This is a genomic window from Verrucomicrobiota bacterium (assembly GCA_016200005.1).
In the GTDB taxonomy this organism is placed as follows: Bacteria; Verrucomicrobiota; Verrucomicrobiia; order Limisphaerales; family PALSA-1396; genus PALSA-1396.
The window spans coordinates 15,943-40,668 of the sequence record JACQFP010000070.1; the positions used below are offsets into that span (position 1 = coordinate 15,943).

The following is a 24,726-nucleotide window of genomic DNA, read 5'->3' on the forward strand; positions in this document are numbered from 1 at the left end:
ACTCGTCTGCGTGGTTTGCAGGACCTGTGAAAAATCCTCGAAGCCATCAAGCGACAAATTCCTGCGCTGCGGAAAGTGCTGTGAGGACGGATGGACATTCGTTGGCTCAACTTCCGCGGGAGGAACTTTTTGCGAAAGCCGAGAGGACGGTCCAAAGCACGATCGAACGTTTCCCTGATGAGCTCAAGGGAGAGGCCAAAAAGCTCCCGTGCTTATTGAAGAACTGGGCCGAGGCAAAGACCTCCGGCAGCACTTTGGGCCACTACATCGGATTTGAGATTGGTCGGCTTTCGGAGTGTAATGGGCCTATAATCCTTTATCTCGGTGCGATACAGGAGTACTGCACGGAAAACGGTTTGGACTTTGAAGAGGAAGTTCGGAAGACGTACTTGCACGAGTTTGGCCATCATCTTGGCTGGGACGAAGGCGAGCTTGAAAAGCGAGGACTGGCCTAGATTTACGCGGACCTGTGTGAAAAATATCTTGTGGGTTCGAGGTTGATTGTTCGCCTTGGAAAATGTCCCCGCGTCAGAAGTTTGTCTCCGTCACTTCCCCTTTCCTCTCCACCGTTCCAATAGAGCTTGGTTGCAGGCCCAGATGCAGCTATGCTGCGACCATGCGACTTGTTTTGCTTGATCTGTTGTCGTTCGTCACAATCGGTCTTTCTGCCGAAACCAACTTCTTCCCCATCATGGCGTGGAATGGCGCGCCGAGCGATCCCGCTGTGTTGAAAAAGTTGCGCGACTGCGGCCTCACCGTGGCCGGGTTCGTCGCGCCGCGCGATCTCGACGCCGTTCACGCCGCCGGTCTCAAGGCGATTGTCTCCGATGCGCGTGTGTCGGATTACGACTGGGCGAACGTGGATGAAGCTGCCGTACGAAAAAGAGTCACGAGCCTCGTCGCGGAAGTCGGAAAACATCCGGCTGTGTTCGGCTACTACCTGCGCGATGAACCGTCCGCCAGTCATTTTCCAGGCTTGGGAAAGATCTCTTCTCTGATTCACGAACTCGATCCGGGCAAATGGGCTTACATCAACCTGTTTCCAAATTACGCAAACTCGGAACAACTTGGCACGGCCAGTTACACGGAGCATCTCGACAAATTCATCGCCACGTGTCACCCAACCATTCTGAGCTACGATCATTACGCGCTGATGGAGGACGGCGGCTTTCGCCAGGCGTATTGGCTGAACCTGGAACAGATGCGGGCCGCGGCGCAGAAGAACAGGATTCCGTTCTGGAACATCGTCCTTTCGGTGGGTTGTTTGAGTTATAGAGAAGTCAGCGCGGCGGATTTTCGTTTCCAGGCTTACACGACGCTGGCGTATGGCGGGCGCGGCATCAGTTACTTCACCTATTTCACGCCGGTAGTCGGCAACTTCCGCATGGCGCCCATCGACCAGTTCGGCAACGAAACGGCGACGTGGCAGTCCATGCGCACCGAGAATCTGCAAGTCCTCCAACTCGCACCCACGTTGCTGCGGCTGAATTCAGACGACGTCTATCATTTCGGCACAGTGCCGGAGGGAAGTCACGGCCCGACTGAAAAGAGTTTGGTCAAAGCAGTTGGCACCGCGGAATTTGTTTGTGGCGACTTTACGCACGAAGACGGTTCGCGCTATGTGATGGTCGTCAACAAGGATTTCAAAAAGTCGCGCCATTGCAGTTTGCAATACCAGACGCCGCCCAAACGCGTGTTGATGGTGTCGCCATACTCCGGACAGTTGACAAGCTTCGAAGGTGAGCAGGCGTGGCTTGCGCCCGGTCAGGGAGTTTTGTTGAAGATTGAAAAATGAAGAGCGGTTTATATTTTGGCGCGATTCAGAAATGTCAGTTCGAATCCTGTGCGGAAAGGACGCACCGAAGAACGTCCCTTTTCCACGAACCGGCCCAACCACGCGAGACAACTTTCTGTTGCATATGCAACATGAAGTTGTCTTGCGTGGTTCATGGCTCCGATGCGCGATTAGGAGACTGTGGAGACCATCCATGAAATATGTCGGAATCGCCTCCGAGGAGGGGAACAATCCACGGGAGGCCGCTCCCCTCCGCAGAGGGGCTGGGGGTGGGTTCAGGGGACCAAGGCGCGATATTCTTTTTCGGAAAATTCTCACGCGGCCCTCTCCACTTCAAAAGAGGGTGGCCGAAAGCCGGCTGAGTGGCTATCCACTTTTCTTTCCGAAAATCTCTTATGGCAAACAATCTACCCGGCCAGGGCGTCGCGCAAGGTGACCAATAATCTTTCCGTATTATACGGCTTGTCCATGAACGTGGTGACGCCAAGCGCTTTGAGTTCCGCCACTTTGTCATCCTGGCCCTGGCCGGTGGAAACAATCACTTTGACCTTTGGGTCCTGCTGTTTCAAGGCGCGGGTAAGGGCCACGCCGCCCATCAACGGCATCGAAATGTCCGTCAATACCAAATGGATCTGGCCCATTCTTTGCGCGAAGATCGCCATGGCTTCCGTGCCGTTGGCCGCGGTTTCCACACGGTAGCCATAACGTTCCAGAGTTTTTTGTGTGACCTTGCGAATGGGCGCCTCGTCATCGACCACGAGCACCAGTTCACCGCGTCCACCCGGCAAGGCGATGGCCGCGGTGTCGCCGGTCCTGGCCGTGGCGTTGGGTTTGGCTGGCAGGAGTGCTTTGAAAGTGGTGCCGCGTCCGACCTCGCTCTGGACCGTCACGAAGCCCCCGTGACTCTTCACGATTCCCAAAACGGTGGAAAGTCCGAGACCGGTACCTTTGCCGACTTCTTTGGTCGTGAAAAAGGGATCGAAGATTTGATCGATGATGGCAGGCGGGATTCCTACGCCGGTATCGCTGACCTCCAGTCCAACGTACGGGCCGGGTTTTGCGTTTGGATTCATGTCGGCATACTGCTGGTCCAACACTGCGTTTTCCGCGGCCACGCGCAAGGTGCCGCCATCGGGCATGGCATCGCGCGCGTTGACGCACAGATTGAGCAGCACCTGATGCAATTGGGTGGCATCCCCAGTAACCGTCCACAGGTCGCTGGAGATCTGGGTTTTGAGCGTGATGGTTTTGGGAAAGGTGGCCCGGACCATTTTGACCAATTCCTTGATCAGGTGCCGTAGCTGGAGCAACACGCGTTCGCCCTCGATGCCGCGGGCAAAGGTCAGGAGTTGTTTGACGATGTCCGCGCCGCGTTGGGTGCTCGATTCAATGCTCGCCAGTAATTTCCGGGTGTCATTGTCGGTGGCAGACTCGCGCAGGATGGTGACGGACATGAGGATGGGCGCCAGAATGTTGTTCAAATCATGGGCGATGCCGCTGGCGAGGGTGCCGATGCTGTCCAGCCGTTGGGCGCGGAGGAATTGCGCCTCCAGTTTTTTTCTTTCCGTGACATCGCTGTTGATGATCAGGATGGATTTGGGAGTTTGCTCCGCATCGCGAACGAGCGTCCACCGGCTTTCCACAATGACTTCACCGCCGGACTTGTTGACCTGATGGAGTTCACCTTGCCAGTCGCGGTTCCGAATCAAGCTCTTGAGCGCCTCGCCTGGGCGCGCCGAATCGCTCTTGAAGAGCAGTTCGTTGGCGTTGCGGCCCAGGGCTTCCGCCGCCGACCAGCCGTAGAGCCGCTCCGCGCTTTTGTTCCAATAAATGACTTCTTGATCCATGTTGGTGACACAAATCGCGTCGTGCGCCAGATCGAGCAACGCGGCCTGTTCACGAAGTTTCAGATCCGCCAGCCGGCGCTCCGTGATATCGCGGCCCACGCCCGTCAAACCGATGACCCGACCGCTTTCATCCTTCAACGGCGCGGCCGTCAAGTGATAGGGAGTCTGGCCGCCGTGCTTGCTCAGGAGACAGGTTTCAACTTGATTGAAACCGTTGGCGTAGGCCACCCGGAAGGCTTCGCTGACGGTGGAGCGCCCGGGCGGCGGGAAGAGTTCCAGCGCGGGTTTGTTCAGGATTTCCTCGGCGGAGTAACCCGTGACGGCTTCCAGTTTGCGATTCCAACTGACCAGTCGGTCATTCAAATCCAAAGTGTAAATGACTTCGGGGATGGTCTCCATGATGTTTTTGTGGTCGCGCAACGCCCTCGCCAATTCCTCCTCCACCCGTTTACGCTCCGTGATGTCCAGGAGAATGCCGATGGAGCCGATCAGTTTTCCCTGCTCATCGAGAATCGGAACGGAAGTGTCGGAAATCCAACGCAACTCCCCTGCCCGCGTGACGATGAGGTTGTCGCGCTGCCACTGGCGGATTTCACCTGACAGCGTTCGTTGACGAGCCTCCGCCTCGCTCCAACCGGCGGCCTCACCATGCGGCACGGAGTCCTTGATAAGCTGACGCCAGAGTCCGGGCTTGATTTCCTGCGAGGAGTAACCCGTCAACTGCCGGATGCCTTCCCCCACGAAACTGTAGGCATCGGTTTTGTAATCGCACAGATACGGCACCGCGCCGACGGCACCGATGGCCCGGCGATAGAGTTCTTCGGTTTGGCGCAAATTCTCCGCCGCCCGGCGGTTTTCATCGCGCAGTTTTCTCTGCTCCAGCGCCCGTTCGACGGCAGCACCAAGTCGTCCCAGCCGGTCTTTGAGCATGTAGTCGGTGGCGCCCTGGCTCAGGCTGTTCACGGCCACCTCTTCGCCAATCGTACCGGAGACCACGATGAACGGGAGATCAATCCCCTTTTGATGCAGCAACTCCAACGCGGCCGGCGCATTAAACTGTGGCATGGAATAATCCGAGATGATGATGTCCCACGCTTCGCGTTCGAGCGCGGCGGCCATCGCCGGGGCGGTTTCGACGCGCAGCAGCGTTGGCTCGTAACCGCTCCGCTGCAGTTCGCGCTGCACCAGCGCCGCGTCGTCCTCCGAATCTTCGAGCAGCAAAATCCGCAGCGGTTTACTCATTTGGATTCGATCAGTTGAGGCGGCGCATCGTTAAGCCGCAGCCAGTAAAGTCCAAAGTTGCTCACCGCTTCGCGGAAATGATCCATGTCCACCGGCTTGGAAATGAAGCTATTGGCGCCCAAACGGTAGCCCTCCATCACGTCCTGCTCTTCCAAGGAAGACGAAAAGATAACCACCGGCAAGAGTTGTGTTCGGGCATTGGCGCGCATCCGGCGCAACACTTCCAGCCCGTCGATCTTGGGCAGCTTCAAATCCAGCAGGACCACGGCCGGCTGCTGGCTTGGATCGCGCTGGGCGTGCTTGCCGCTGGCAAAGAGGAACTCCAACGCCTCCACCCCGTCGCGGGCCACCACCACGTCATTCAGGACGCCACCTTTCCTAAGCGCCCGCAGCGTCAGTTCCTCATCATCAGGGTTGTCTTCGATGAGCAGAATGCTTTTGGTTTTCATAAGGTTTATTCTTCATGCCGGTAAAGTGAAATAAAAACTGGCGCCTTGATCCACACTCCCCTCCGCCCAAACGCGACCGCCGTGCCGGTGAATGATTCGTTGCACAGTCGCCAGTCCGATCCCCGTCCCTTCATACTCGGCCATCGGATGCAGCCGCTGAAACGCCCCAAACAATTTATTCACGTAGGCCATCTCGAAGCCGGCGCCATTGTCGCGCACAAAATAAACTTTTTGTCCTTCCTGTTCCTTCGTGCCCAACTCCACGCGGGCATCCGTCTTGTTCCGGGTGAACTTCCAGGCATTGCCCAGCAGATTCTCCAACACCACACGCAGCAACCGCGGATCCCCATGGACCGGCAAACGCGCGGCCGAGACGAGCTCCACCCGCCGCCCCGGCGCCCCCTGCGCCAGCTCCCCCGCGACCGCTTGCGCCAGCACCGCCAAGTCCACCTGCTCCCGGCGCAATTCCGCCCGTGTCACCCGCGAAAGATTCAACAGATCGTCAATCAACTGCCCCATCCGCCGGCTCGCCGTCTGCACCCGCTGCACATGTTGACGACCCACCTCGCCCAGTCCCGCCCCGCAATCCTCCAGCAACGCCTGGCTGAACCCGTCCACACTCCGCAACGGCGCGCGCAAGTCGTGCGACACCGAATACGCAAACGCCTCCAACTCCTGATTGGCCACCAGCAATTCCGCGGTGCGCTGCGCCACCCGCTGCTCCAACTCCGCATTCAACTGGTGAACCGCCCCCTCGGCCCGCTGGCGCTCCTCGATCTCGCTTTGCAACCGGGCGTTCGCGGCAGCCAGTTCCGCCGTGCGCTGCGCCACCCGCCGCTCCAAATCCGCGTTGAACCGCCGAATCGTCTCCTCCCCCGCCTGACGCACCGCAATCTCCTTCTGCAAGGACGCATTGGCCCGCTCCAACTCAGCCGGACTGGGCAACGCCAGCGCCGCCGGCAGCAACTTCACCAGCAGCACCGCCGTCGGCACCGACGCCAGCGCCGTCAACGCCTTGACACCCCCCGACAGCCAGTAACCCGGATGCCATAACGTCCAGACCTCCAGCAGATGCGTCGTGCCGCACGCCACGATGAACACCGCAAAACACACAAACATCCAGTCGAACGCCAGATCCTTGCGTTTGCGAACGAAGTAAACCAACGTGAACGGTATGGAATAATACGCCAGCGTTATCAGCCCGTCCGATACCACATGCAGCCAGATCAACCCCCAATCCCACATGTAACATTGCCCATGCGGCATGAAACCGTCAGGCGAAAAAAGTTGTTTCATAAAATTCAAGTTCTAATGCCGGTTGCGAGGATGATGTCGTTTTGGATTCAAGAAGCGATTCGCGCAGTCTGCCCGCGCGAAGCCCTTGGGAACGGAAAGAGCGGGGACGCGGAAACGATTGGGATCGCGTGACTGCCGGGCGCGTTTGGCGGCACCGCCGCGAACCCGACGCCGGTCCGAACGCGCGGCGATTTGCACAGCGAATGGTTTCCCAAGCCGGAACGTCACCTTGAGCCGCCAAGCCGAAGCCTGACTTGGGCAAAGGGAGCGGGGGAGACGGCCGAACTGCGTGATCATCCGCAGACATTTATGCAACCTCATCGACCACCTCCTCTCTAGCTGGAGTCAAAAGTTGATAAATCAGCGGCAACACCACTTCGACAAATTCCTGCTTCGAAACAAACCCCTCCGCTCCCGCCTCCAGCGCCGCCCTCCGGTAGGCTACATTGTCGTGCAGGGTGACCATGATCACCCGCGGCGGAAATGGCAGCGCCTTGATCCGTTGCGTTGCTTCCAAGCCGCTCATGTCTGGCATCGATAAATCCATCAGCACGAAGTCCAGCGGCAGTTGCTTCACCAGCCGGATCGCCTCCGAACCCGAACAGGCGCGTCCGACAATTTCCATCAGCGGTTGGCGCGACAAGAAGCCATCGGCCGCCTCCAGAAAACCAGGACTGTCATCCACCAAAAGAATTTTCAATTTGTCCATCGTCGGGTTCGCATTGTGGCGACAAGCTGCTGCTCAAACGGAAGCACGGTTTGCCGCGCCGGATTGACTTTTCACCCGTGGCTTCACGTCCGCCCGGTTGTCATTCCAAGGCTCCGCTACCGGGAGTTTGCCAAAGCGTGCGAAGATCAGCCATAAGGCATTTCCTGAGTTGAGAGGGGAAAAAACCTGATGCAGTTGCAAAAATCGGCGCAAGATGGGCCTTGGGATGAAAACCCAGTCGAGGGGCGCTCAACCTGAATCCGCATTGCCAAAACCCGAACGCAGGCTGAAATCCGAAGGCCAAAATGAACTGGTGATCAAGAGCGGAAACTTTGCTCCGGGGCCAACCGCTGGAATGGGAGGTTTCGGGCCGCAGGCGTCGGATTTCCTTTCGATCCCGGACTTCGACCTTCGGGTTTCCGATTCAAGCCTCTGGACTCACCAGCCCGATCCGCATCGCATAACGCACCAGGCCCGGCACATCATAAATGTTCAGGCGACGCATCAATTGCGCCCGATGCGTCTCCACCGTTTTGGCGCTTAACTTCAACAGGGACGCAATCTCCTTGGTGCTCCTGCCTTCGGAAATCAACTGCAAGGTTTCCCGCTGACGGGGCGTCAATAATTCCGAGGGAATCCGGGCGCTGTTGACCCGGCCCAGGTAATCATCAATGACCCGTTTGGAGATGACGGGGCTGAGGTAGGTGGCACCACGGGCCACGGCTTGAATCGCCAGTTCCAGTTCGGCGGTGGCGGCGTCCTTGAGCAGATAGCCGGAAGCGCCTGCTCGCAACGCCTGGACCACGTATTCCTCATTGGCATGCATCGACAGAATGATCACGCGCACGCCCGGAAAGTTTTTGACGAGCCGCGCGGTCGCGTCCAGACCATTCAAGCCCTTCATGGCAATATCCATCAAAACGACATTGGGCCGATGCGATTTGGTCAGGTTCAGGGCCGAGCGGCCATCCTCCGCCTCCGCCACCACTTGCACCTCCGGGATTTTTTCCAGCAGGGAGCGAATTCCCGCGCGCAGGAGCGTGTGATCGTCAGCCAGTAAAACCCGGATCGCTTTCATTGAACTGGTCATGCCGCGTCACCCCTCCTGTGGGCGATGGGTTTCTTCCCTTAAAGGAAACCAGGCACAGACTTCAGTGCCTTTTTTGGGCGTGGATTTGAATTCGATCCGGCCGCCGATCAGGGAAACGCGTTCCTCCATTCCCAACAACCCCAGACTCGACGCTCCACGCACGGCGCGTTTGCGCGCGGCCACCACATCAAACCCGACCCCGTCGTCGCAGACGGCCAGCTTCAATTCCTCACCTTGTTGCCGCAACTCGAGCCGCACCTGTTTTGCTTTGGCGTGTCGCACCACATTGGTCAACGCTTCCTGGGCAATGCGGAAGCACGCTGTCACCAACTCAGGGGACAAAGGACTGTTGAATCGCACGGCCTCAAATTGCGCGATGAATCCCGCCAATTGTGATTGACGATCCAAGTACCAGCGGAGCGCGGCGACCAGGCCCAGATCGTCGAGGATCGAAGGGTGCAGGTCCACCGACAGATTGCGCACCTGCTGCAACACTTGATCAACAATCCCGATGCCCTCTTCCAGGGCCGTCACCGCGCCGGCCGCTTCGCACTGGCGTTGGGCGGCCTGCAAATTGATTTTCAGGGCGGTCAAGGATTGGCCGATTTCATCATGCAGTTCCCGGGCGATGTGACGGCGCTCGCTTTCCTGCGCCTCCAGCAAGCGGCGGGAAAGCGTTTGCAGCCGTTCGGAATAATCCTGCAGTTTGCTCTCGGCTTCTTTGCGTTCGGTGACATCCAATACTGTGCCGAGAAATCTAACCGGCTTGCCAGCCTCATCAAAAACCACCTCGCCCTGTTCACTCACGATACGCACCGCGCCGTCCGGCCGAATGATCCGGTGATCCACGTTGTAGGGTCGGCCTCGTTTCAACGCATCCTGCACCGCTTCATTGACGATTGACCGGTCGTCCGGATGAACGCTGTTCAGAAAGGCCTCATAGGTCGCGCCGAATTGCTCGGGTGTCAAACCGAAGATGCGATAAATCTCATCTGACCATCGCACTTTATTGGTGACCAGATCCCAATCCCAATTTCCCAGATGTGCTATCTTTTGCGCGCGCGCGAGCCCCAGTTCACTTTTGCGCAACGCCTCCTCGGCGCGGTGGCGTTCGATGACGATGCCGGCCAGGTGCGTGGCCACCTCAATCAGTTCCCGGTCGCGCGCACTGGGGGTATGCGGTTGGTGGTATAACATGGCCAGTGTGCCCAATATTTTTCCTTGGGTGGTTTTGATGGGCGTTGACCAGCACGCGCGCAACCCATGACAGTCAGCCAGCTCCCGGTAATCCGACCAAAGCGGGTCCCGCGTGATGTCGGCCACGATCACGGTTTCACGCCGATAGACCGCCGTGCCGCACGATCCGGCCTGGGGACCAATGGGCAGACCATCGACAGCCTGGTTGTAGGCTTCGGAGAGGCTTGGCGCCGCGCCATGCCGCAAACGTTTTCCATCTTCATCCAGCAGCAAAACGGAACAGGTCATCCCCGGAGATTCGGCCTCGACCGCTCGCAGCAGCGTCTCCAGCACTTCGGCAAGAGTCGCACCTGTCGTGATCATTTCGAGCACCTGCTTCTGTCCCGCGACCCAGGCCTCGGCCCGCTTGCGCTCCGTGATGTCCCGCAGGCAGGCCATAAACACCGTGTTTCCTTTCAAACGGACGGGTGTAATGCACAGTTCCACGGGAAAAATGGAACCGTCTGCACGCATCGCGGTGATTTCGATCCGCTTGCCCAGCATTGTCGTTTCCCCGGTCGCCAGATAGCGCGCCAGACCTTGGCGATGCCGCTCACGCCAGGCGGGCGGGATGAGTTTCGCCGCCAGTTCTTCGCCCACGACTTCGTAATGCTTGTAACCAAACGTTCTTTCGGCCGCGGGATTGAAATCAATGATCCGTCCCTCCCGGTCCGCGGTGATGACGCAATCCAAGGCGGCTTCCAGAATGGCGCTCTTGCGCGATTCATTTTCGCGCAGCGCCTCCTCCGCCTGCTTGCGCTCGGTGATGTCCTGGGCCGTTCCGAGCATGCGCAATCGACGGCCGCTTGCATCTGCCACCACTCGGCCCAACCCGTGAAGCCAGCGGAGATTGTTGTCGGGAAGCAGGACGCGATACTCGAGTTCGAACGGTCGCTGGTCCTGGTAGGCCTGTTCAATCGTCCGCTGAACGGCGCTGTAATCGCTTGGATACACGCGACGCAAAAAGTCATCGAGGTCGGTTGGCAACACTTGCCACTCGATTCCGTAGAGCCGACACAGTTCAGCCGACCAGATTACCTTGTTCGTCGCGATGTGCCATTCCCAGCTTCCCAGGCGCGCGAGCCGCTGGGCCTCCACCAGTTGAAATTCGCGCTTCTTGATTTCCTCCTCCGTCTGTTTGTCTTGGGTGATGTCCAGGCACACGCCCAGCATCTTGGCCGCCCGGCCCGCCGCATCCAATGCGACGTGTCCCCGGGTGTGCAGGGTTCTGACGCCGCGATCGGGACGCACGATACGCTGCTCAAACACGAACGGCTCGTGATCTACAAGCGCCTTTTCCACGTTCTCTTTCACCCGCGCCCGATCCTCGGGATGGACCAGGCCCAGAAACGCCTCAAACGTCATCTGAACCCCGACCACCGCTGTCGGGGTGAATTGGTTGTGCGAGAGGCCCAACACCCGGTAAAGCTCATCCGAACACCAGAGTTTGTTGGTCGTCACCTCCCACTCCCAACTGCCCACATGCGTCAGCCTTTGCGCCTCTCTAAGTTGCGTTTCGCGTCTCTTCATTTCCGCTTCCGCCTCCTGACGCTGGCTGATTTCAATCTGCATGGCTCGGTTGGCCCGCAGCAACTCAGCCCTCCGCTCCTGCAAAGCCTGCTCCAGTTCCGTGCGCGCCCGCCGCAACTCCGTCTCCGCCCGCTTCCGCTCGATCGCCTGCGCCAGCACATTGGCAAAGGCTTGGAGGAAGTTGACGTCATCCGTTGTGAACTGGCGCGGGCGCGCGGTGTGGACTCCTAAAACACCCAACGGCCGGTTACGGCCGGGAATAATGACCGTCATCCCGCTGATCACTCCGTGTTCCAGCAATAACGCCGGCGCGCCAAACCGCGTCTCCGTCCGCAAATCCGCCACCACCACCGGCTCATTGACTTGCAAGGTGTAGCCCGCCTGTGAGTTGTTTCCGGCAGCCACTCTGGCCTGACCTACGACTTCGCTTTTCCAACCGGCGCCGGCCCGTAAAATAAATTCATCGCCCGCCGGCAGCAGTTCCAGAAATTTGCAGAACTCCACCCCAAGCGTTTGCACCAGAAGCGCAATTGCCTCCTGCAACAAGGCGGACAGGTTGGTGCCGGCCAGCGCGAGCTGCCCCAGTTCGGCCACCGCCGCGTGTTGGCGCGCGCGGGCTTTCAGCCCTTCTTCCCTCGCCCCGACACCGGCTGTCGGGCTGATGTTCCAGGTGAAGCAACGCGCGCGCACGAACCGGTCGTCCTCCCAGTGCGCGTCGGCCGTGATGCAGACCTGCTTCAGGGCGCCATCCGGGCAGCGCAGTTGCGTTTCATAATCGCGCAACGGTTCCCGGCACCGCAATCGTTGGAACATATCCGCCCCGCCCCCGACATCGGCTGTCGGGGTCGGGGCATACAGTTCGGAAATGTGGTGGCCGACGAATTGCGCCCGCATGCCTCCGAAGAGTTCCAACGCCGCCTGATTCGCCGACAGGATGACTCCGTCCGGCCCGACCCAATGCACACTAACGGGGGCGTCGGCCAAGGCATCGGCCGGTTCGCACGCCGGCGGCTCGACGGTTTCCTCGGCCCGTGGAGTCTCCAGCCCTACTCCACAGGGCGGGTCAGACTGGTGGCGCGTCCCGCCGGGCCGGAGGCTGCTTTGCGCCGGTGGCTCCTCGCCGTTGCCGGGAGCGGCGAGCCGCGGTGGGCGTGGACGGGCGGTGGCGGATGGGGACGGCGGGGCGTTGAGGGACCACTGGCTTTTTCTTGCGCGCAAATGGGTTGGGCCGCGTGGGGTGCGGTTGGCGACCGTCGCGGCAACGTTTTTCGGCACCGATTTCTTCTTACGCATGGCTCGCTGCAATTTGTGGCCGGACTGCTTCCACCGCCGGAAATCTGGTGGGCGATGAGGGACTCGAACCCCCGACCTACTGCGTGTAAAGCAGATGCGCTAGCCACTGCGCCAATCGCCCAACCCTGCGCGGCAGGTTATGATTTTCATCTGCGCTTGGCAACGGCGAACATTTTTCTTCACCTCGCCTGTCCGCGGTTTACCATGCGCGTGCATGAGCAGCAACCATCCGGGCCGTATCGCTTTAAGTGAATTGCTTTCGCTTTCGGCCATCCAACTCAACCTGACCGGCACGCAGCGGGACGAGGTGCTCGGCGAACTGGTCGCGCAAATCCCGGAAATCGCCCGCCAGCCGAAGGCGCGCGAGACTTTGTTGCGGGCCTTGCAGGAGCGCGAACAACTTCACAGCACCGGCATCGGCGAGGGCATCGCCCTGCCCCATGCGCGCAACGCGCTCGTCGGGTTGGTGGACCACCCGGTGATTGTCTTTGGCCGCCATCCTCATGGCATTCCGTATGACGCGCTCGACGGCATTCCCGCTCGGCTGTTTTTTCTGCTGGTCGCCCCAACCGTTACCCAGCACCTGGCCATTCTCGCCCGCCTCAGCCGCCTGCTGCGCGACCCCAAACTCCGCCAGCATCTTCTCACCGCCGACCGTCCGGAAAAAATCCTCTCCCTGATTCGTGAAGCGGAGGCCAAAATGTGACACGAGCAGCGGTTTGGGTTGAGTTACGCAACACGCGACACACATCACGTTTCACCCCTGAATCCCTGTTGCCGCAAGGCTTCAAACAAAACCAGCGCCACGCAGTTGGAGAGATTCAGCGAGCGCGACTTCGAATTAAACATCGGAATCCGCAGCCAATGATCTTGGTTTGCTGTGAGCAGGTTCGTCGGCAGTCCCGCCGTCTCGCGTCCGAACACAAGGAAATCATCCGGCGCAAATCGCGCGTCCGTGTAAAGTCTCGGCCCGCCCGATTCAACGAACCAAAGCCGCGCAGTCGCCGGAAGCTTTTCCATGAACACCTTCCAGTTCGCCCAGCGATGCCACACGACGTGTTGCCAGTAATCCATCCCGGCCCGTTTGAGCTGCGCGTCGTCCAGCTTGAAGCCGAACGGTTCGATGAGATGCAGCGTGGTCGTATTGGCGGCGCAGAGCCGCGCCACGTTGCCCGCGTTCGGCGGAATTTCCGGTTCGACGAGGACGATGTGCATGAATTCAAATTCCAAGCTCCAAACTTCAAGCTCCAGAGAACAACCAGGCTCCCAGTTGCCAATTCAGAACGGATGATTGTCGTCGGCTCATTTGAGTGTTGATGTTTGGAATTTCTCTGGTGCTTGGTGCTTGGATTTTGGAGCTTCCCCATAGAAAACTTTCCATAACACCAATCCCTTCGCCGGTGCGGTCATGCCTGCCGCGCGACGATCTTTGCTGGCCAGGATTTTTTTTATGTCATCCACCGCAATCTTTCCTTGCCCCACCTGCACAAGCGTTCCCACGATGCCGCGGCACATCTTGTAGAGAAACCCGTCGCCCTCGATGAAAAACGTGAGCAGCGGGCCGCTCTTCCTGATCTCGCAACGCGTCAACGTCCGCACGGTGGATTCCATCGTGTAGTTGCGAGTGCCGGCGAAGGATTTGAAATCGTGCCGCCCGACAAACAGCGGCGCCGCCGCGCGCATCGCCGCCAGATTCAACGGGCGCGGCAAGTGCCACGCCGTGTGACGCAGCAGCGGGTTCATCGCGGGATGGTTCCAGACGAAGTAGCGGTATTGCTTGCCGGCGGCGTCGAAGCGCGCGTGGAATTCTGCGGGCGTGCGGCGGGCGGAGATCACCCGGATGTCCGCCGGCAGCCAGGCGTTGAGCGCGAGCGCGAGCTTGGCGTTGCTCATCTGGAACTCGGCGCGCGGCGCTTCAAAATGCGCCACCATGCCCAGCGCGTGAACGCCCGTGTCCGTGCGGCTCGAACCGTGGACGCGCGGCCGGCTGGGGAACAGTTTCGCCAGCGCCGCCTCAATTTTTTCCTGCACGCCCGTGCCGGTTTTCTGCACCTGCCAGCCTTGATAGGCCGTGCCGTCGTAGCCGATGGTGAGTTTGAATTTGATCATCGTGGTGCGTGAAACGTGAAACGTGAAGAGGGTCCGGTCACGTTTCACGTTTTACGCCTAAACTGTCCAGATAACTCTGCAACAAGATCGCCGCGGCGGTCTTGTCCACCTTTTCCTTGCGTTTGTCACGGCGGACGTTGCCTTGAATCAAAAAGCGTTGCGCCTGCACGGTGGTCAGCCGTTCGTCGAGCGTCTTGAGGGGGATGGCCACCGCATCCTTCAGCACGGCCACGAATTCCTGCACCTTGAGCGCCGCCGGTCCGTAACTGCCGTCCATGTTGCGCGGCAAACCGACCAGGATCAACTCGACCTCCTTTTCCCGCATGAGTTCCTTCAAGCGCGCGAGAAACTTGGTGAACGGTTCCGCAGGAATGAACTCCAACGGCTGGGCAATCATCTTCAACTCGTCGCTGATGGCGATGCCGATCCGTTTCGTTCCATGGTCTATGGCGAGAATGCGCATACTGGTTACCTTGTCCAAACGCAAACGCCTTACTGTGTCGCAGTAAATCACTGGAAACAAGCTCGCAATCACCACTGGACCGTGGCAGCCGACGTGAGTCGGCTCTGACTTTCCTCGAATTCTGATGGAGCGGACTCACGTCTGCTGCTGCAAGGTCCACCGGGAGGGACCGGGTGAGAGGCCATCCGGAGATTATTTTCGAGAACTACTTTATTCGCCGAACCCTTCCTGATACAAATCAACCCGTATGTTCAACCTCCAAAATAAAATCGCCCTCGTCACGGGCGCTGGATCGGGAAATCGGCGCCGCCATCGCCGAAGCCTTTGCCCAAGCCAACGCTCATGTGTTTGTCACCGACCGCGACGATAAAAGCGGGCGGGAAACCGCAGCGAGAATCAAGGCCAGCAACGGTCAAGCTGAGTTTCTCCCGCTTGATGTGTCGAAGGAAAGTGATTGCGCCAAGGTTGCCAAACAGGTCGAACAGAGCCAAGGCCGCCTCGATGTGCTCGTCAACAATGCCGGCATCGGCCACGTCGGCACGATGTTGACCACAACCGGCGGCGATCTGGACCGTTTGTACGCCGTCAATGTGCGCGGCGTTTTCAACATGACCAAGATTTTTCTGCCGGGAATGGTCGGACGCAAATCCGGCGTGATCCTCAGTCTCGCCTCCATCGGTGGCGTGGTTGGCCTGCGAGATCGGCTCGCTTATTGCGCGACCAAGTTCGCGGTCGTCGGTATGACAAAAAGCATGGCGCTCGATCACGCGCGTGACGGCATTCGCGTCAACTGCCTTTGTCCGGGCCGGGTGGAAACTCCGTTTGTCACCGCGCGGCTCAAGGAATATCCCGACCCGCAAAAGGCGTATCGAGAAATGGCGGACTCCCAGGCCCTCGGCCGCATGGGCAAGCCGGAGGAAATCGCCGCCGCCGCCGTTTATCTAGCGAGTGACGAAGCCGCGTTCATTACTGGCACTGCGTTCATTATCGACGGCGGCTTGAGTGCGGGAAAGTAAGCACATTGGCGAACGGGCGCTTGAAATTTTATTCGAACGGCTGGGTAAGTTGTAGGGAAATTACGGCAACCCGGTCGCGCAGATTACTGTGGGAATAAGTATGTCAATACCATTGGCTGACATGTTTTAGTTTTCCAGCTACGCAAAATGAAAACGCTACGTTTCGTTCCTTTTATTGCCGTTTGCCTCGCCGGCTGCACTACTGCTTTTTGGACCGACATGATTCCCTCCGAGCGAAAGAAGACTTACCACACCATGTTTGCCATTTCGGTCAAACAGGACATTAAAGCAGAATTGAAATCTGAACAACCTTGGAATAGTCCAACATGGCGAGCATTCTGGATCAGGCGTTGTGAACAAGTTTATCACAGTCAGGGAATGGGAGATCCATACGTTCAGTACATTGTTGATCAGCGTCGTGAGGCGGGGTTGCCTGACATTCCAGAAATCATAAATCGCGATTTTCGGACGGCATGGGAGTGTTTTAGAAGTGCCACAGATCCAGCAATTGAACGCGAAGCACAAGGTCTTCCGCCCCCCGCTCTCGAAGGGAAGACTTGGCCTGACTATTGGCGAATAAGATTTGAACTTACCCGCTTTGACACAAAGATTGGCGAGAAGGGTGTAACTTACATAAAGCAAAAGAGGGAAGAATTACATCTGCCACCAGTTGCCGAGCCTCGAAAAGGGCTTATCCACTAACACTTAACCCAACGCTTCTCTATCACGGACAACACCGCCGCATCCATGACTGCTTGCGCTTGCGCACCTTCGAGAAAGGACGGGACGCATGGACGTTGGTTCAGAATGGCGTCGATGAATTCCACGTCTTGATCGTAACGGAAAGTGACGAGCGGATCGCCTTCGCGCGGGTCGCGCGGTGAACCGGGCCATTTCAAATAGTCTTCTGGCAATGGGACCGTTTGCAAACTCTTGCCGCCGCGCTTGGCGATTTGTAATTCGAGCGGGCGCTTGAGTTGGAAGACAATCGTGCCTTCGCTGCCATTGACTTCACAATAGTCCTGACTGCGTCCGCCTTCGCCCCGACCGGTCGCCACTTTGCTGCTTTCCAAAACTCCGGTGGCGTTGTTGGCGAACTCAGCGAGGATCGTCACCCAATCCTCCAAATCCGAAACCTGCCCATCGCGAACGTCGTGAAATCGGCGGTTGTCGGCGACGAGGCGATTGATCTGGCCGACCAACAGGTGCGCGTAATCAATCCGGTGCGACAGCATATCGCCAAGTTCGCCGGTGCCCGCGAGCTTTGCAACCTGCCGCCAGCCGAGGGCGCGCGTTCCCCAGTCCTGCAACCGGCACGAGCGAAAATGATACGGCTGGCCGATGTTGCCGTGCTTCACCAGATGTGCCATGTAACGCATCGCCGGAACAAAGCGATAGGTGAACGCCGTCATGTGTCGGACGCCGGCCTCTTCCGCTGACCGCAACATCGCCAGACTCTCGGCGTGGTTCATGGCGATTGGCTTTTCGCACAGCACATGTTTGCCGGCAGCGATGGCGGCCAGCGCAATCGGCGCGTGAACAGAATTCGGCGTGGCAATGATGACGGCATGAACATCATCGCGCGTCACGATCTCTTTGTACTTGGTGGAAGTAGTGGCGATGCCAGTTTGTTGACTGGCGCGTTGCAAAACCGCCGGGTCGTTATCGCACAGCGCGACAACTTTTGCATTTGGACAAAGCGCCAGGCCTGGAAGATGGTTTGCCAAAGCGATTCCACCACAGCCGATCATGGCCACGCCGATTTCGTTCTTCATGGGTTCGTTTTCGTTGACGTCATTGTGCGTGCCGTAGAATTTGCGGGCTATTCATTTCACGGCTGGATTGGCCGCGAAAGCACAAAATGCAATTGGGGCATCCTATTGATTCCCCTTGGCCCATCGAACACGCTAAAGCGTGAACTCCAACACCGCGCGACGCCGGCTCCGTTGGAGTTCAACCTTTAGGTTGGCCCAGCATGCATAAAAGGGAATCAAGTGCATCGCCATAAAATGCAATTCCAGCTTTTGTTTTCCGTCACCTTTGGCTTTAATCCGAATCATCAACAGGCAAAACCATCAAACATGACAGCGGTCATCCAAAACAAACGCCAGTTCGCCAGCGACAACTACGCGGGTATCTGCCCGGAGGCGTTCGCGGCGATGGTCGAGGCGAATCAAGGTCACGCGGTCAGTTACGGCGACGATCCGTGGACTGAGAAGGCGGCTGATCTAATCCGCAAGGTGTTTGAAACGCCCTGCGAGGTGTTCTTCGTCTTCAACGGCACCGCGGCCAATTCCCTTTCGCTCGCTTCGCTCTGCCAGTCTTACCACAGCATTCTCTGCCACGAGACGGCGCACGTCGAGGTGGCCGAGTGCGGGGCGCCGGAGTTTTTTGCCAACGGCACTAAAGTCCTTTTGATGCCGGGAGCAAATGGGAAGATTGATCCCACGGCCATCGACCGGATGGTCAACAAACGCACCGATATTCACTACCCAAAACCCCGCGCCATCAGCCTGACGCAGGCGACCGAAGTTGGAACTGTTTATTCCGTTGATGAATTGAAGACCCTGACCGACACTGCGCGGCAGTTTGGTCTGCGCGTCCAGATGGATGGAGCGCGGTTCGCCAATGCTGTCGTTGCGCTCGGTGTGAAACCCAAGGAAATCACCTGGCAGGCGGGCGTGGATGTGCTTTGCTTCGGCGGCACGAAAAATGGAATCGCCGTTGGCGAGGCGGTGGTGTTTTTCAATCTCGAACTGGCGCGGGAGTTCGACTACCGCTGCAAACAAGCAGGGCAACTGGCTTCCAAGATGCGGTTTCTGGCGGCGCCGTGGGTGGGCATGTTGCAGGACGGCGCGTGGCTGCGACACGCCCGGCACGCGAACGATATGGCACGTCGTCTCGAGGCGGCCATTCGCGGGCTGCCCGGCGCGAAGATTCAATTCCCGTGTCAGACCAACTCGGTGTTCGTGCGTTTGCCTGAACCGGTCATCACTGCGATGCACCAGCGCGGTTGGAAGTTCTACACGCACGTCAGCCAGGATGACTGCCGCCTGATGTGCAGTTGGGACACGACGACGGAGGATGTGGATCAGTTCGCAGCGGATTTGAAGTCGTTGCTCTCTCCTGCCTGATCCATCCTGGTGACGTTTGATCCCGGACATTATGCAACGACAGGATCACAACCATTCCTTTATTTTTTCCTGATACTTGTTGTAGATGAAGCCCAGCACCAGCAGCACGATGCCCAGCGCCATGAAGCTCAGAATCCGGTAAAGCGTTTCCAGTTTCCACACGTCGAACACCACCACGCGGCCCAGCGCACCGGCCAGCACCACGAGGCCGAGCCAGCGATACATCCGCTCGCGCAGCGCCATTCCACCGGCGAAAAGGATCAAGGCCAAACCCGACCAGCTTGCAGTGAGATAAAATCCACTGGCGCTCTGCAGGACCCACCGCGATACGAAAAGCCATGAGCTCAATCCGCCCGATGCAATCACGATGGCGTGCGCCCGCTGATCCAGAGCATAGCGCGCGGGGAGGCGCTGGGCGATTTGCTGCTGGCCAAGGAGCGCCAGAATGGCCAGCGCATCGGGCAAATAAACGTAGCCCCGCTGGTAAGCACGCGTCCAAAGCAACACCAGCGCGAGTCCCGTGAACACCGCGCCGAACATCAACGCTTCGCGGTTCCTACGCCAGCCCGCAAACACAAACACCGCCAGGCCAATCGACATCAGCGTCCAGATTTGTTCGCGGTTCGGGATGTATTCCATCACCCACCAAAGCGACATCGCCAGCGCAACCCAGCGATACGCCATGGCCAGCTTGAGCAGCGGGTCCTGCACAAGTTCGTCCGGCTTTCGTTTGAACCACTGCACAGTGGCGAACGAAAGCACTGCCAGCGCAGCGACGGGCGCGAGCGCCGCGAAACGTGGTTCGCCGTCATGAAGGAGTTGTTGCGCGAACAACCAAGCGCCGGGCAGCAGAAAAAGTTGCGCGCAGGCCGCCAGCAACCACGCGCGCGTGACCACCGCGTAAGCCGTGACTGCCGCAGCCAGCAAACACGAAAGCGCGAGCCAGGTTGCGTCCGAACATTCCCTTCCGAGCCAGCGGCAAACCAGCAGAACGAACAGCACCGACAACATCAATTGAAAGACCAGTGGCAAGCGTTTCTCCACCGTCACAATTCTTTGTTTCTGCCACCAGTGCCCGAGGCCAAGCGTCATCGCGACCAACAACACCGGATTCCACCACGGCGGTGTGCCGCGTTCGAGCAGGTTGAATTGCCAGAGGCAATGCGCCGCGAGCAGCAGCGTCTGGCCCACAAGTGCGACTTCGCGCACACGAAGGAAATAAACCAAGGCGGTCAACACGATGGCTTCGGCCGCAAAAAGGAGCGGGCAATTGTCCTGCGCAGTATTGAACCACGTCGTTGCCCCAGCAAGGACCACGACCAGCGCGCTGAAATAGGTTGGCTCCGGTCGTAACGTGGATTTGTTGGCCTGGTCCGTCTTTCGGTGAGTGAGAAACGCGCTAAGCAACATGCTTGCAGTGAGCGCCACACCGGTGAGCAGACCGCTTGTCTGATTTCTTTCCAGGCCTTCGATCCCCCACGCGACGGCGAGCGCAGCCGCTACGTAACCGCAGATTCGCCACGCCTGATTGTTTCGCTGCCAGCCCACGCGCAACAACGCGAGGCACTCAACGGCCAGCACGAGCGCGGTCAATTGCGCGGTGGATTTCGGGACATCGAATTGCCACGCCACTTGGGCCACGACAATGTAAGCCTGTCCCATCAGCGCGAGTTCCGGAAAACGGAGCAGATAAATCGAAAGTGCAATCACCAGCGCTTCAAGGGTCAGCACCAGTCCAAAGTTGGCGTGAGTGGTGTTCTGCCAGGTGGTAAAACACCAGACCAGCAAAGCCAGCGCGGTGAAATAGACAGGGACGGACCGAACCGGTGCGGCTTCTGTTGCCGGCTCCTGACGATGCGCCCAAAATGAGTTGACGACCATCATGCCGCCGAGCGCCGCGCCCAACCAAAGCCCGTGAGTGTCGAAGCGCTCCACGCCGTCGAAGCCACAGACGATTGATATTGCGCCCGCGAGATAAGCGCCGATTTGCAGGATGAGACTGCGGCGCGCCGTGCCGAGAACGAACAGCACGACACTTTCTGCCGCGAGCACCAGCGCGAGTTGCAGGCCGGAATATTTCGTGATGAAACCAAGCGTGATCAGCAGCAGGCCTTGCGTGAGATAGGAATGTTTCGTAAGTGGTTCATTGGGGAAAATTCTCCGCGAAACTTCCACCAACGCGAGCAGCACAGCGCCGTAGATCAGCGAGAACTGCCAGAATTTTCCCGAGTGGACCTGCAGCATGGTCGGCAGAAACAGCGTGAAGAACGCACCGTTGTTGAACGTGAGAAACGCGGCACGGTTTTGACCCGCAAGCTTTTCGTGTTTCGACAAAAACACCGCCGCCGTGAACACCGCCCAGTAGCTCATCAGAAAATACGCGCCGTGCCACAGCCCCTCTTCGGGCGTCGCCCAGCGCCATTCCCCGCCGTGGAAAAACCGCCAGAACGCATACGCGGCATAAGTGGCCACGAGACTGGCGAAGGAGAGCCACGCCCAGCGATTGCGGACGAGGAAGAACACCGCGGCAAGCGTCAGCACGAGGTTCGAGTAAAGCGTGAAGTCGCCGACCTGTGTGATGACGGAGGTGTAATACGCAAGTCCGACCGCGAACAACGCCAGCACTTCGGATTTCCGGCGGTCGGCAATCCACACCATGAAGCCCGCCCACGCCAGCAGCAGCATACCGTCAAGCGCCGCACTTTCAATGATCCGGAGTCGGTCAATGTGATGCGCCGCGTAAGTGGTGAAATAAACGAACGCCAGGCCGCCGGCGAAAAGCACCTGCCCGTAATTGCGCAGCGATTCTTTCGACGCCTTGCGCTGCCACCACGCGCCGCCACCAAGCAACAACGCGCTCGCCAAATAGAGCAGCGAAACTTTTCCCGCCGCTCCAATTCTGCCGATGAAATTGTGGTAAGCGTAATTGCCGAAGAAGACCAGACCCGTCAGCAACATCACGATGCCCACGCGCACCAGCCAGTAAGTGCCCAGCCGCATTTCGAACGAACCTTTTGCCGGTGCGCGCTGTGGAGTGGGTGACGCGGGTTCGGTTGTCTCGGGTTTGGGTCCGGTCGTTGAGGCTGCAAATGGCGCGGTGAACGATATCACCGGTGGCGTCTCACCGACGGGAGGTATGTCAACGCGCTCGATCACGGCTCGTTTGACTTCCTGCAGAATTGGCGGCGCGACGGGGATCGTTTCGGGCGAGGGCAACGGTGGCGCGACGGCTTGCTGGACCGGGACATTCGGCGCGGAGGCAAGCAGGGTTGCGGCTTCAGCTTCGGCCTGTTTACTTGAGAGTTGCTCACCGGACTCCGGCGTTGGCGATTCGGCAGCAGCCGGCGGGGCACCAGTTTGAAGTTCGTCGAGACGTTCCTTTAAACGTCGAGCCTCCAGTTGCACATAATTCAACATCCGGCTCAGGGTATCCACCTGGTCAGAGAGGCGGCTGACTTTTTGCAATAGCCAGACGAACCCAACAATGACCAGAACCGCAATCAAGAAGGGCATAAAGTGCTGTCAGGTTTTGGATTGTCCGGGCCGATTCCGAGGTGACTAGCCTTTTCAGCGGCAAAACGCAAGCCGTCCCTTGACTTGGATGGCCGGATGGCCGGGTAGTCGCATCCTAACACTGCCCCCATGGCGACGACTTCCAAGTCGGCGGTGTGGCGGATTTCTAAATCCGCGAAGCGTGGAAGACTAAACGGGCGCTCAGGTTTCAGTGCGCTGCCGATTAGGAAATTGGCGATACAGCCGGTTTGGAAACCTACGCTACGAAGTCACTGGTCGGATACGCACTGGCCGGGTTCGGCATTGATGATTATCGTCGCGTCGCCTTAAAACAAAAAAGGCATCCTTGCGGATGCCTTTGTGACTTCATTGGAAAATGAGCTTACGGGAAAAGGAGGATGTTGCCGACCGTTGGAGAAGTAGCGGCAGCGTCGCCTGAATTTTTTACCGCCTCCCGAAATCTGGGCGTCGTCAACTGGTCAACGTGACCATCCGCGATCGCCAAGTTGCCCTGCCGCTGGTGCATTTTATCCGTCCAACCGGGCCAAGGCTGGGTGATCGTGGGGTTGTTGCCAAGCTGTTTATACGCTCCGGCCTTGTTCGGACTCGCTGGGGAATAACCGTAAGGACTTCCGGTGGCCACCGGAACGCCGTTTACGGCCGTATAATCACCAATATTGCGGTCCCCCGAAAGCAGCATCTGAGGGTTGCTCTCATCCGCATCTTTGCCCACGAAAAATGAGATGGCGAGGTTGTCCTTGAAATCCGCCTTTTGCGTTCCGACATCCGCAGAAAAGAAATTGGTTCTTTCCGTACGCTCGTCGCTCGGACAGATGGCAATCTTGGGCGTGCTCAACTCATTGGACATGACTTGAAACGTCACCCAGTTTGAGACCACAGTAGCTGTTGTCCAACCTGCGCCTGGCAAAGACCCTCCGTTGGCAATATCCACGCTTTGGGGATAGCGATCGCCGTTGTCCCCTCCCCAAAGGCGGAAGGAAAGACCGACTTGCTTGAGGTTACTGACGCACTTGATGCGTTGCGCTTTCGCTTTGGCCTTGGCCAGCGCCGGCAACAGTAACCCCGCCAAAATGGCGATAATGGCAATGACGACTAACAACTCGATAAGAGTGAAAGCCCCGGATTTGTTCTTACGATTTTTATTCATAAACGCGATGGTTGTTTGTTTTTTTTTGGTCAGCAGTCCGCGAACTGTATTGAACCAGCCCGCTCTGTCAACCTGATTTGAGAAAAAATTAGCAGCCGCAATGCCATGACGTTTTTCGGCCTGAAATCGCAGCTCGACGTGTCCGGCAACGCCATCTGCGTGTAAATTTCCACGCAACTTGCGTGAATCTCACGCAAACCTGGCTTCAACCTCTCGTCTCGATCGCTCGACCCAAACACCAATCTGCCACAAGGTCAGCTTGAGCTTGGACATCAAATTTATTTTGTTAATCTGCCCGCATGGCATTCGATTCCTTCCGTGACTTCGTTCAGCAACTCGACCGCGCGGGCGAACTCAAACGCATATCCCAACCTGTCGCCACCGAACTCGAAATCACCGAACTGGCCGACCGCGAAATGAAGACGCCCGGCGGCGGGAAGGCGCTGTTGATTGAGCAGCCCACGGTGAACGGCGTCCTGTCCCCGTTTCCCGTTGCGATCAACACGATGGGTTCGCACAAGCGAATGGCGATGAGCCTCGGTACTAATTCTATGGATGAAGCTGCCGCTGAGCTTGGCTCACTAATGAAAGCCAAGCCGCCTACTTCGCTACGCGAAACGATGAAGCTGCTTGGTCAGGCAATGGATCTGCGCCACGCCAAACCAAAGCTCGTGAAAGATGGCCCGTGCAAGGAAGTGATTCACAAGTTCGACGCCCCGCCCACCCGCACCAAGCCGTGGCCCAAAGCGCCAAATATCAACGCTTCGAACTCGCCCGCAACGGCGAACGTTTCTCCCTCCGAGCGTGGGCGAGCCCCGACATCCGATGTTAGGGTC

At 58.3% G+C, this 24,726-nt stretch carries 17 protein-coding genes, 1 tRNA gene and 2 pseudogenes; 7 read left to right on the plus strand and 13 right to left on the minus strand.

From position 1 onward, the window contains the following. The first annotated feature begins 80 nt into the window (after positions 1 to 80). Positions 81 to 455: a metallopeptidase family protein gene (locus HY298_23785; GenBank protein ID MBI3853283.1), complete on the plus strand. Its 375-nt coding sequence runs from the start codon at positions 81 to 83 to the stop codon at positions 453 to 455. Positions 456 to 616: 161 nt separating this feature from the next. Then, positions 617 to 1,795, plus strand: coding sequence for a hypothetical protein (locus HY298_23790; protein MBI3853284.1), 1,179 nt, complete (start codon positions 617 to 619; stop codon positions 1,793 to 1,795). 407 nt (positions 1,796 to 2,202) lie between these two features. Here HY298_23790 and HY298_23795 read toward each other — a convergent pair whose 3' ends face one another. From HY298_23795 to HY298_23825, 7 genes are all read right to left on the minus strand, one after another. After that, the gene (locus tag HY298_23795) at positions 2,203 to 4,884 is read right to left on the minus strand and encodes a PAS domain S-box protein (protein ID MBI3853285.1); all 2,682 of its coding nucleotides are present in this window, start codon (positions 4,882 to 4,884) and stop codon (positions 2,203 to 2,205) included. After that, positions 4,881 to 5,333 (minus strand): response regulator, encoded by a 453-nt coding sequence (locus HY298_23800; GenBank protein ID MBI3853286.1) that lies wholly within the window; start codon positions 5,331 to 5,333, stop codon positions 4,881 to 4,883. Before HY298_23800 ends, HY298_23795 begins: the two co-directional genes overlap by 4 nt. A gap of 12 nt (positions 5,334 to 5,345) precedes the next feature. Next, positions 5,346 to 6,629, minus strand: a complete 1,284-nt coding sequence (locus tag HY298_23805) for a hypothetical protein (protein MBI3853287.1) — start codon at positions 6,627 to 6,629, stop codon at positions 5,346 to 5,348. A gap of 307 nt (positions 6,630 to 6,936) precedes the next feature. Then, positions 6,937 to 7,338, minus strand: a complete 402-nt coding sequence (locus HY298_23810) for a response regulator transcription factor (GenBank protein ID MBI3853288.1) — start codon at positions 7,336 to 7,338, stop codon at positions 6,937 to 6,939. Between the two features lie 424 nt (positions 7,339 to 7,762). Continuing rightward, positions 7,763 to 8,416, minus strand: a complete 654-nt coding sequence (locus tag HY298_23815) for a response regulator transcription factor (GenBank protein ID MBI3853289.1) — start codon at positions 8,414 to 8,416, stop codon at positions 7,763 to 7,765. 18 nt (positions 8,417 to 8,434) lie between these two features. Further along, positions 8,435 to 12,487: a PAS domain-containing protein gene (locus HY298_23820; protein ID MBI3853290.1), complete on the minus strand. Its 4,053-nt coding sequence runs from the start codon at positions 12,485 to 12,487 to the stop codon at positions 8,435 to 8,437. Positions 12,488 to 12,532: 45 nt separating this feature from the next. After that, a tRNA-Val gene (locus HY298_23825) sits at positions 12,533 to 12,608 on the minus strand. Positions 12,609 to 12,701: 93 nt separating this feature from the next. Here HY298_23825 and HY298_23830 point away from each other — a divergent pair. Continuing rightward, a complete protein-coding gene (locus HY298_23830; protein ID MBI3853291.1) occupies positions 12,702 to 13,193 on the plus strand; it encodes a PTS sugar transporter subunit IIA in 492 nt (163 codons plus the stop codon). Positions 13,194 to 13,237: 44 nt separating this feature from the next. Here the strand turns inward: HY298_23830 and HY298_23835 are convergent, their stop codons facing one another. The 3 genes from HY298_23835 to ruvX all read right to left on the minus strand — a co-directional run bounded on the left by HY298_23835 (position 13,238) and on the right by ruvX (position 15,059). Beyond that, positions 13,238 to 13,702 (minus strand): tRNA (cytidine(34)-2'-O)-methyltransferase, encoded by a 465-nt coding sequence (locus HY298_23835; GenBank protein MBI3853292.1) that lies wholly within the window; start codon positions 13,700 to 13,702, stop codon positions 13,238 to 13,240. An 87-nt stretch (positions 13,703 to 13,789) separates the two neighbouring features. Then, positions 13,790 to 14,644, minus strand: coding sequence for a tRNA pseudouridine(38-40) synthase TruA (gene truA, locus HY298_23840; GenBank protein MBI3853293.1), 855 nt, complete (start codon positions 14,642 to 14,644; stop codon positions 13,790 to 13,792). Next, entirely contained in the window at positions 14,634 to 15,059 is a 426-nt protein-coding gene (ruvX, locus tag HY298_23845) for a Holliday junction resolvase RuvX (GenBank protein MBI3853294.1), read from the minus strand. The genes truA and ruvX overlap by 11 nt, the downstream gene beginning before the upstream one ends. 247 nt (positions 15,060 to 15,306) lie before the next feature. Between ruvX and HY298_23850 the strand changes: the two are divergent. Together HY298_23850 and HY298_23855 are read left to right on the plus strand one after the other, a co-directional pair. After that, a pseudogene (locus HY298_23850) lies at positions 15,307 to 16,075 on the plus strand (SDR family oxidoreductase). A gap of 147 nt (positions 16,076 to 16,222) precedes the next feature. Further along, positions 16,223 to 16,777 (plus strand): hypothetical protein, encoded by a 555-nt coding sequence (locus tag HY298_23855; GenBank protein MBI3853295.1) that lies wholly within the window; start codon positions 16,223 to 16,225, stop codon positions 16,775 to 16,777. Here HY298_23855 and HY298_23860 read toward each other — a convergent pair. Further along, on the minus strand, positions 16,774 to 17,850 hold the full coding sequence (locus HY298_23860) for a Gfo/Idh/MocA family oxidoreductase (GenBank protein ID MBI3853296.1): 1,077 nt from the start codon (positions 17,848 to 17,850) through the stop codon (positions 16,774 to 16,776). The genes HY298_23855 and HY298_23860 overlap by 4 nt on opposite strands. A 306-nt stretch (positions 17,851 to 18,156) precedes the next feature. Between HY298_23860 and HY298_23865 the strand changes: the two genes are divergently transcribed. After that, positions 18,157 to 19,209 (plus strand): low specificity L-threonine aldolase, encoded by a 1,053-nt coding sequence (locus tag HY298_23865; protein MBI3853297.1) that lies wholly within the window; start codon positions 18,157 to 18,159, stop codon positions 19,207 to 19,209. 45 nt (positions 19,210 to 19,254) lie between these two features. Here the strand turns inward: HY298_23865 and HY298_23870 are convergent, their stop codons facing one another. Beyond that, a complete protein-coding gene (locus tag HY298_23870; protein MBI3853298.1) occupies positions 19,255 to 22,722 on the minus strand; it encodes a DUF2339 domain-containing protein in 3,468 nt (1,155 codons plus the stop codon). A 985-nt stretch (positions 22,723 to 23,707) separates the two neighbouring features. After that, positions 23,708 to 23,890, minus strand: a pseudogene (locus HY298_23875) (type II secretion system protein). Positions 23,891 to 24,189: 299 nt separating this feature from the next. On the opposite strand from HY298_23875, the gene HY298_23880 reads away from it, so the two are divergent. Next, positions 24,190 to 24,726, plus strand: a 537-nt coding sequence (locus tag HY298_23880) for a UbiD family decarboxylase (protein MBI3853299.1), incomplete at its 3' end; no start/stop codon positions are given.

Coding starts and splice junctions, on each gene's coding strand:
- HY298_23790 (MBI3853284.1), top strand. CDS start 617: ATGCGACTTGTTTTGCTTGATCTGTTGTCGTTCGTCACAATCGGTCTT.
- HY298_23795 (MBI3853285.1), bottom strand. CDS start 4,884: ATGAGTAAACCGCTGCGGATTTTGCTGCTCGAAGATTCGGAGGACGAC.
- HY298_23800 (MBI3853286.1), bottom strand. CDS start 5,333: ATGAAAACCAAAAGCATTCTGCTCATCGAAGACAACCCTGATGATGAG.
- HY298_23805 (MBI3853287.1), bottom strand. CDS start 6,629: ATGAAACAACTTTTTTCGCCTGACGGTTTCATGCCGCATGGGCAATGT.
- HY298_23810 (MBI3853288.1), bottom strand. CDS start 7,338: ATGGACAAATTGAAAATTCTTTTGGTGGATGACAGTCCTGGTTTTCTG.
- HY298_23815 (MBI3853289.1), bottom strand. CDS start 8,416: ATGAAAGCGATCCGGGTTTTACTGGCTGACGATCACACGCTCCTGCGC.
- HY298_23820 (MBI3853290.1), bottom strand. CDS start 12,487: ATGCGTAAGAAGAAATCGGTGCCGAAAAACGTTGCCGCGACGGTCGCC.
- HY298_23830 (MBI3853291.1), top strand. CDS start 12,702: ATGAGCAGCAACCATCCGGGCCGTATCGCTTTAAGTGAATTGCTTTCG.
- HY298_23835 (MBI3853292.1), bottom strand. CDS start 13,702: ATGCACATCGTCCTCGTCGAACCGGAAATTCCGCCGAACGCGGGCAAC.
- ruvX (MBI3853294.1), bottom strand. CDS start 15,059: ATGCGCATTCTCGCCATAGACCATGGAACGAAACGGATCGGCATCGCC.
- HY298_23855 (MBI3853295.1), top strand. CDS start 16,223: ATGAAAACGCTACGTTTCGTTCCTTTTATTGCCGTTTGCCTCGCCGGC.
- HY298_23860 (MBI3853296.1), bottom strand. CDS start 17,850: ATGAAGAACGAAATCGGCGTGGCCATGATCGGCTGTGGTGGAATCGCT.
- HY298_23865 (MBI3853297.1), top strand. CDS start 18,157: ATGACAGCGGTCATCCAAAACAAACGCCAGTTCGCCAGCGACAACTAC.
- HY298_23870 (MBI3853298.1), bottom strand. CDS start 22,722: ATGCCCTTCTTGATTGCGGTTCTGGTCATTGTTGGGTTCGTCTGGCTA.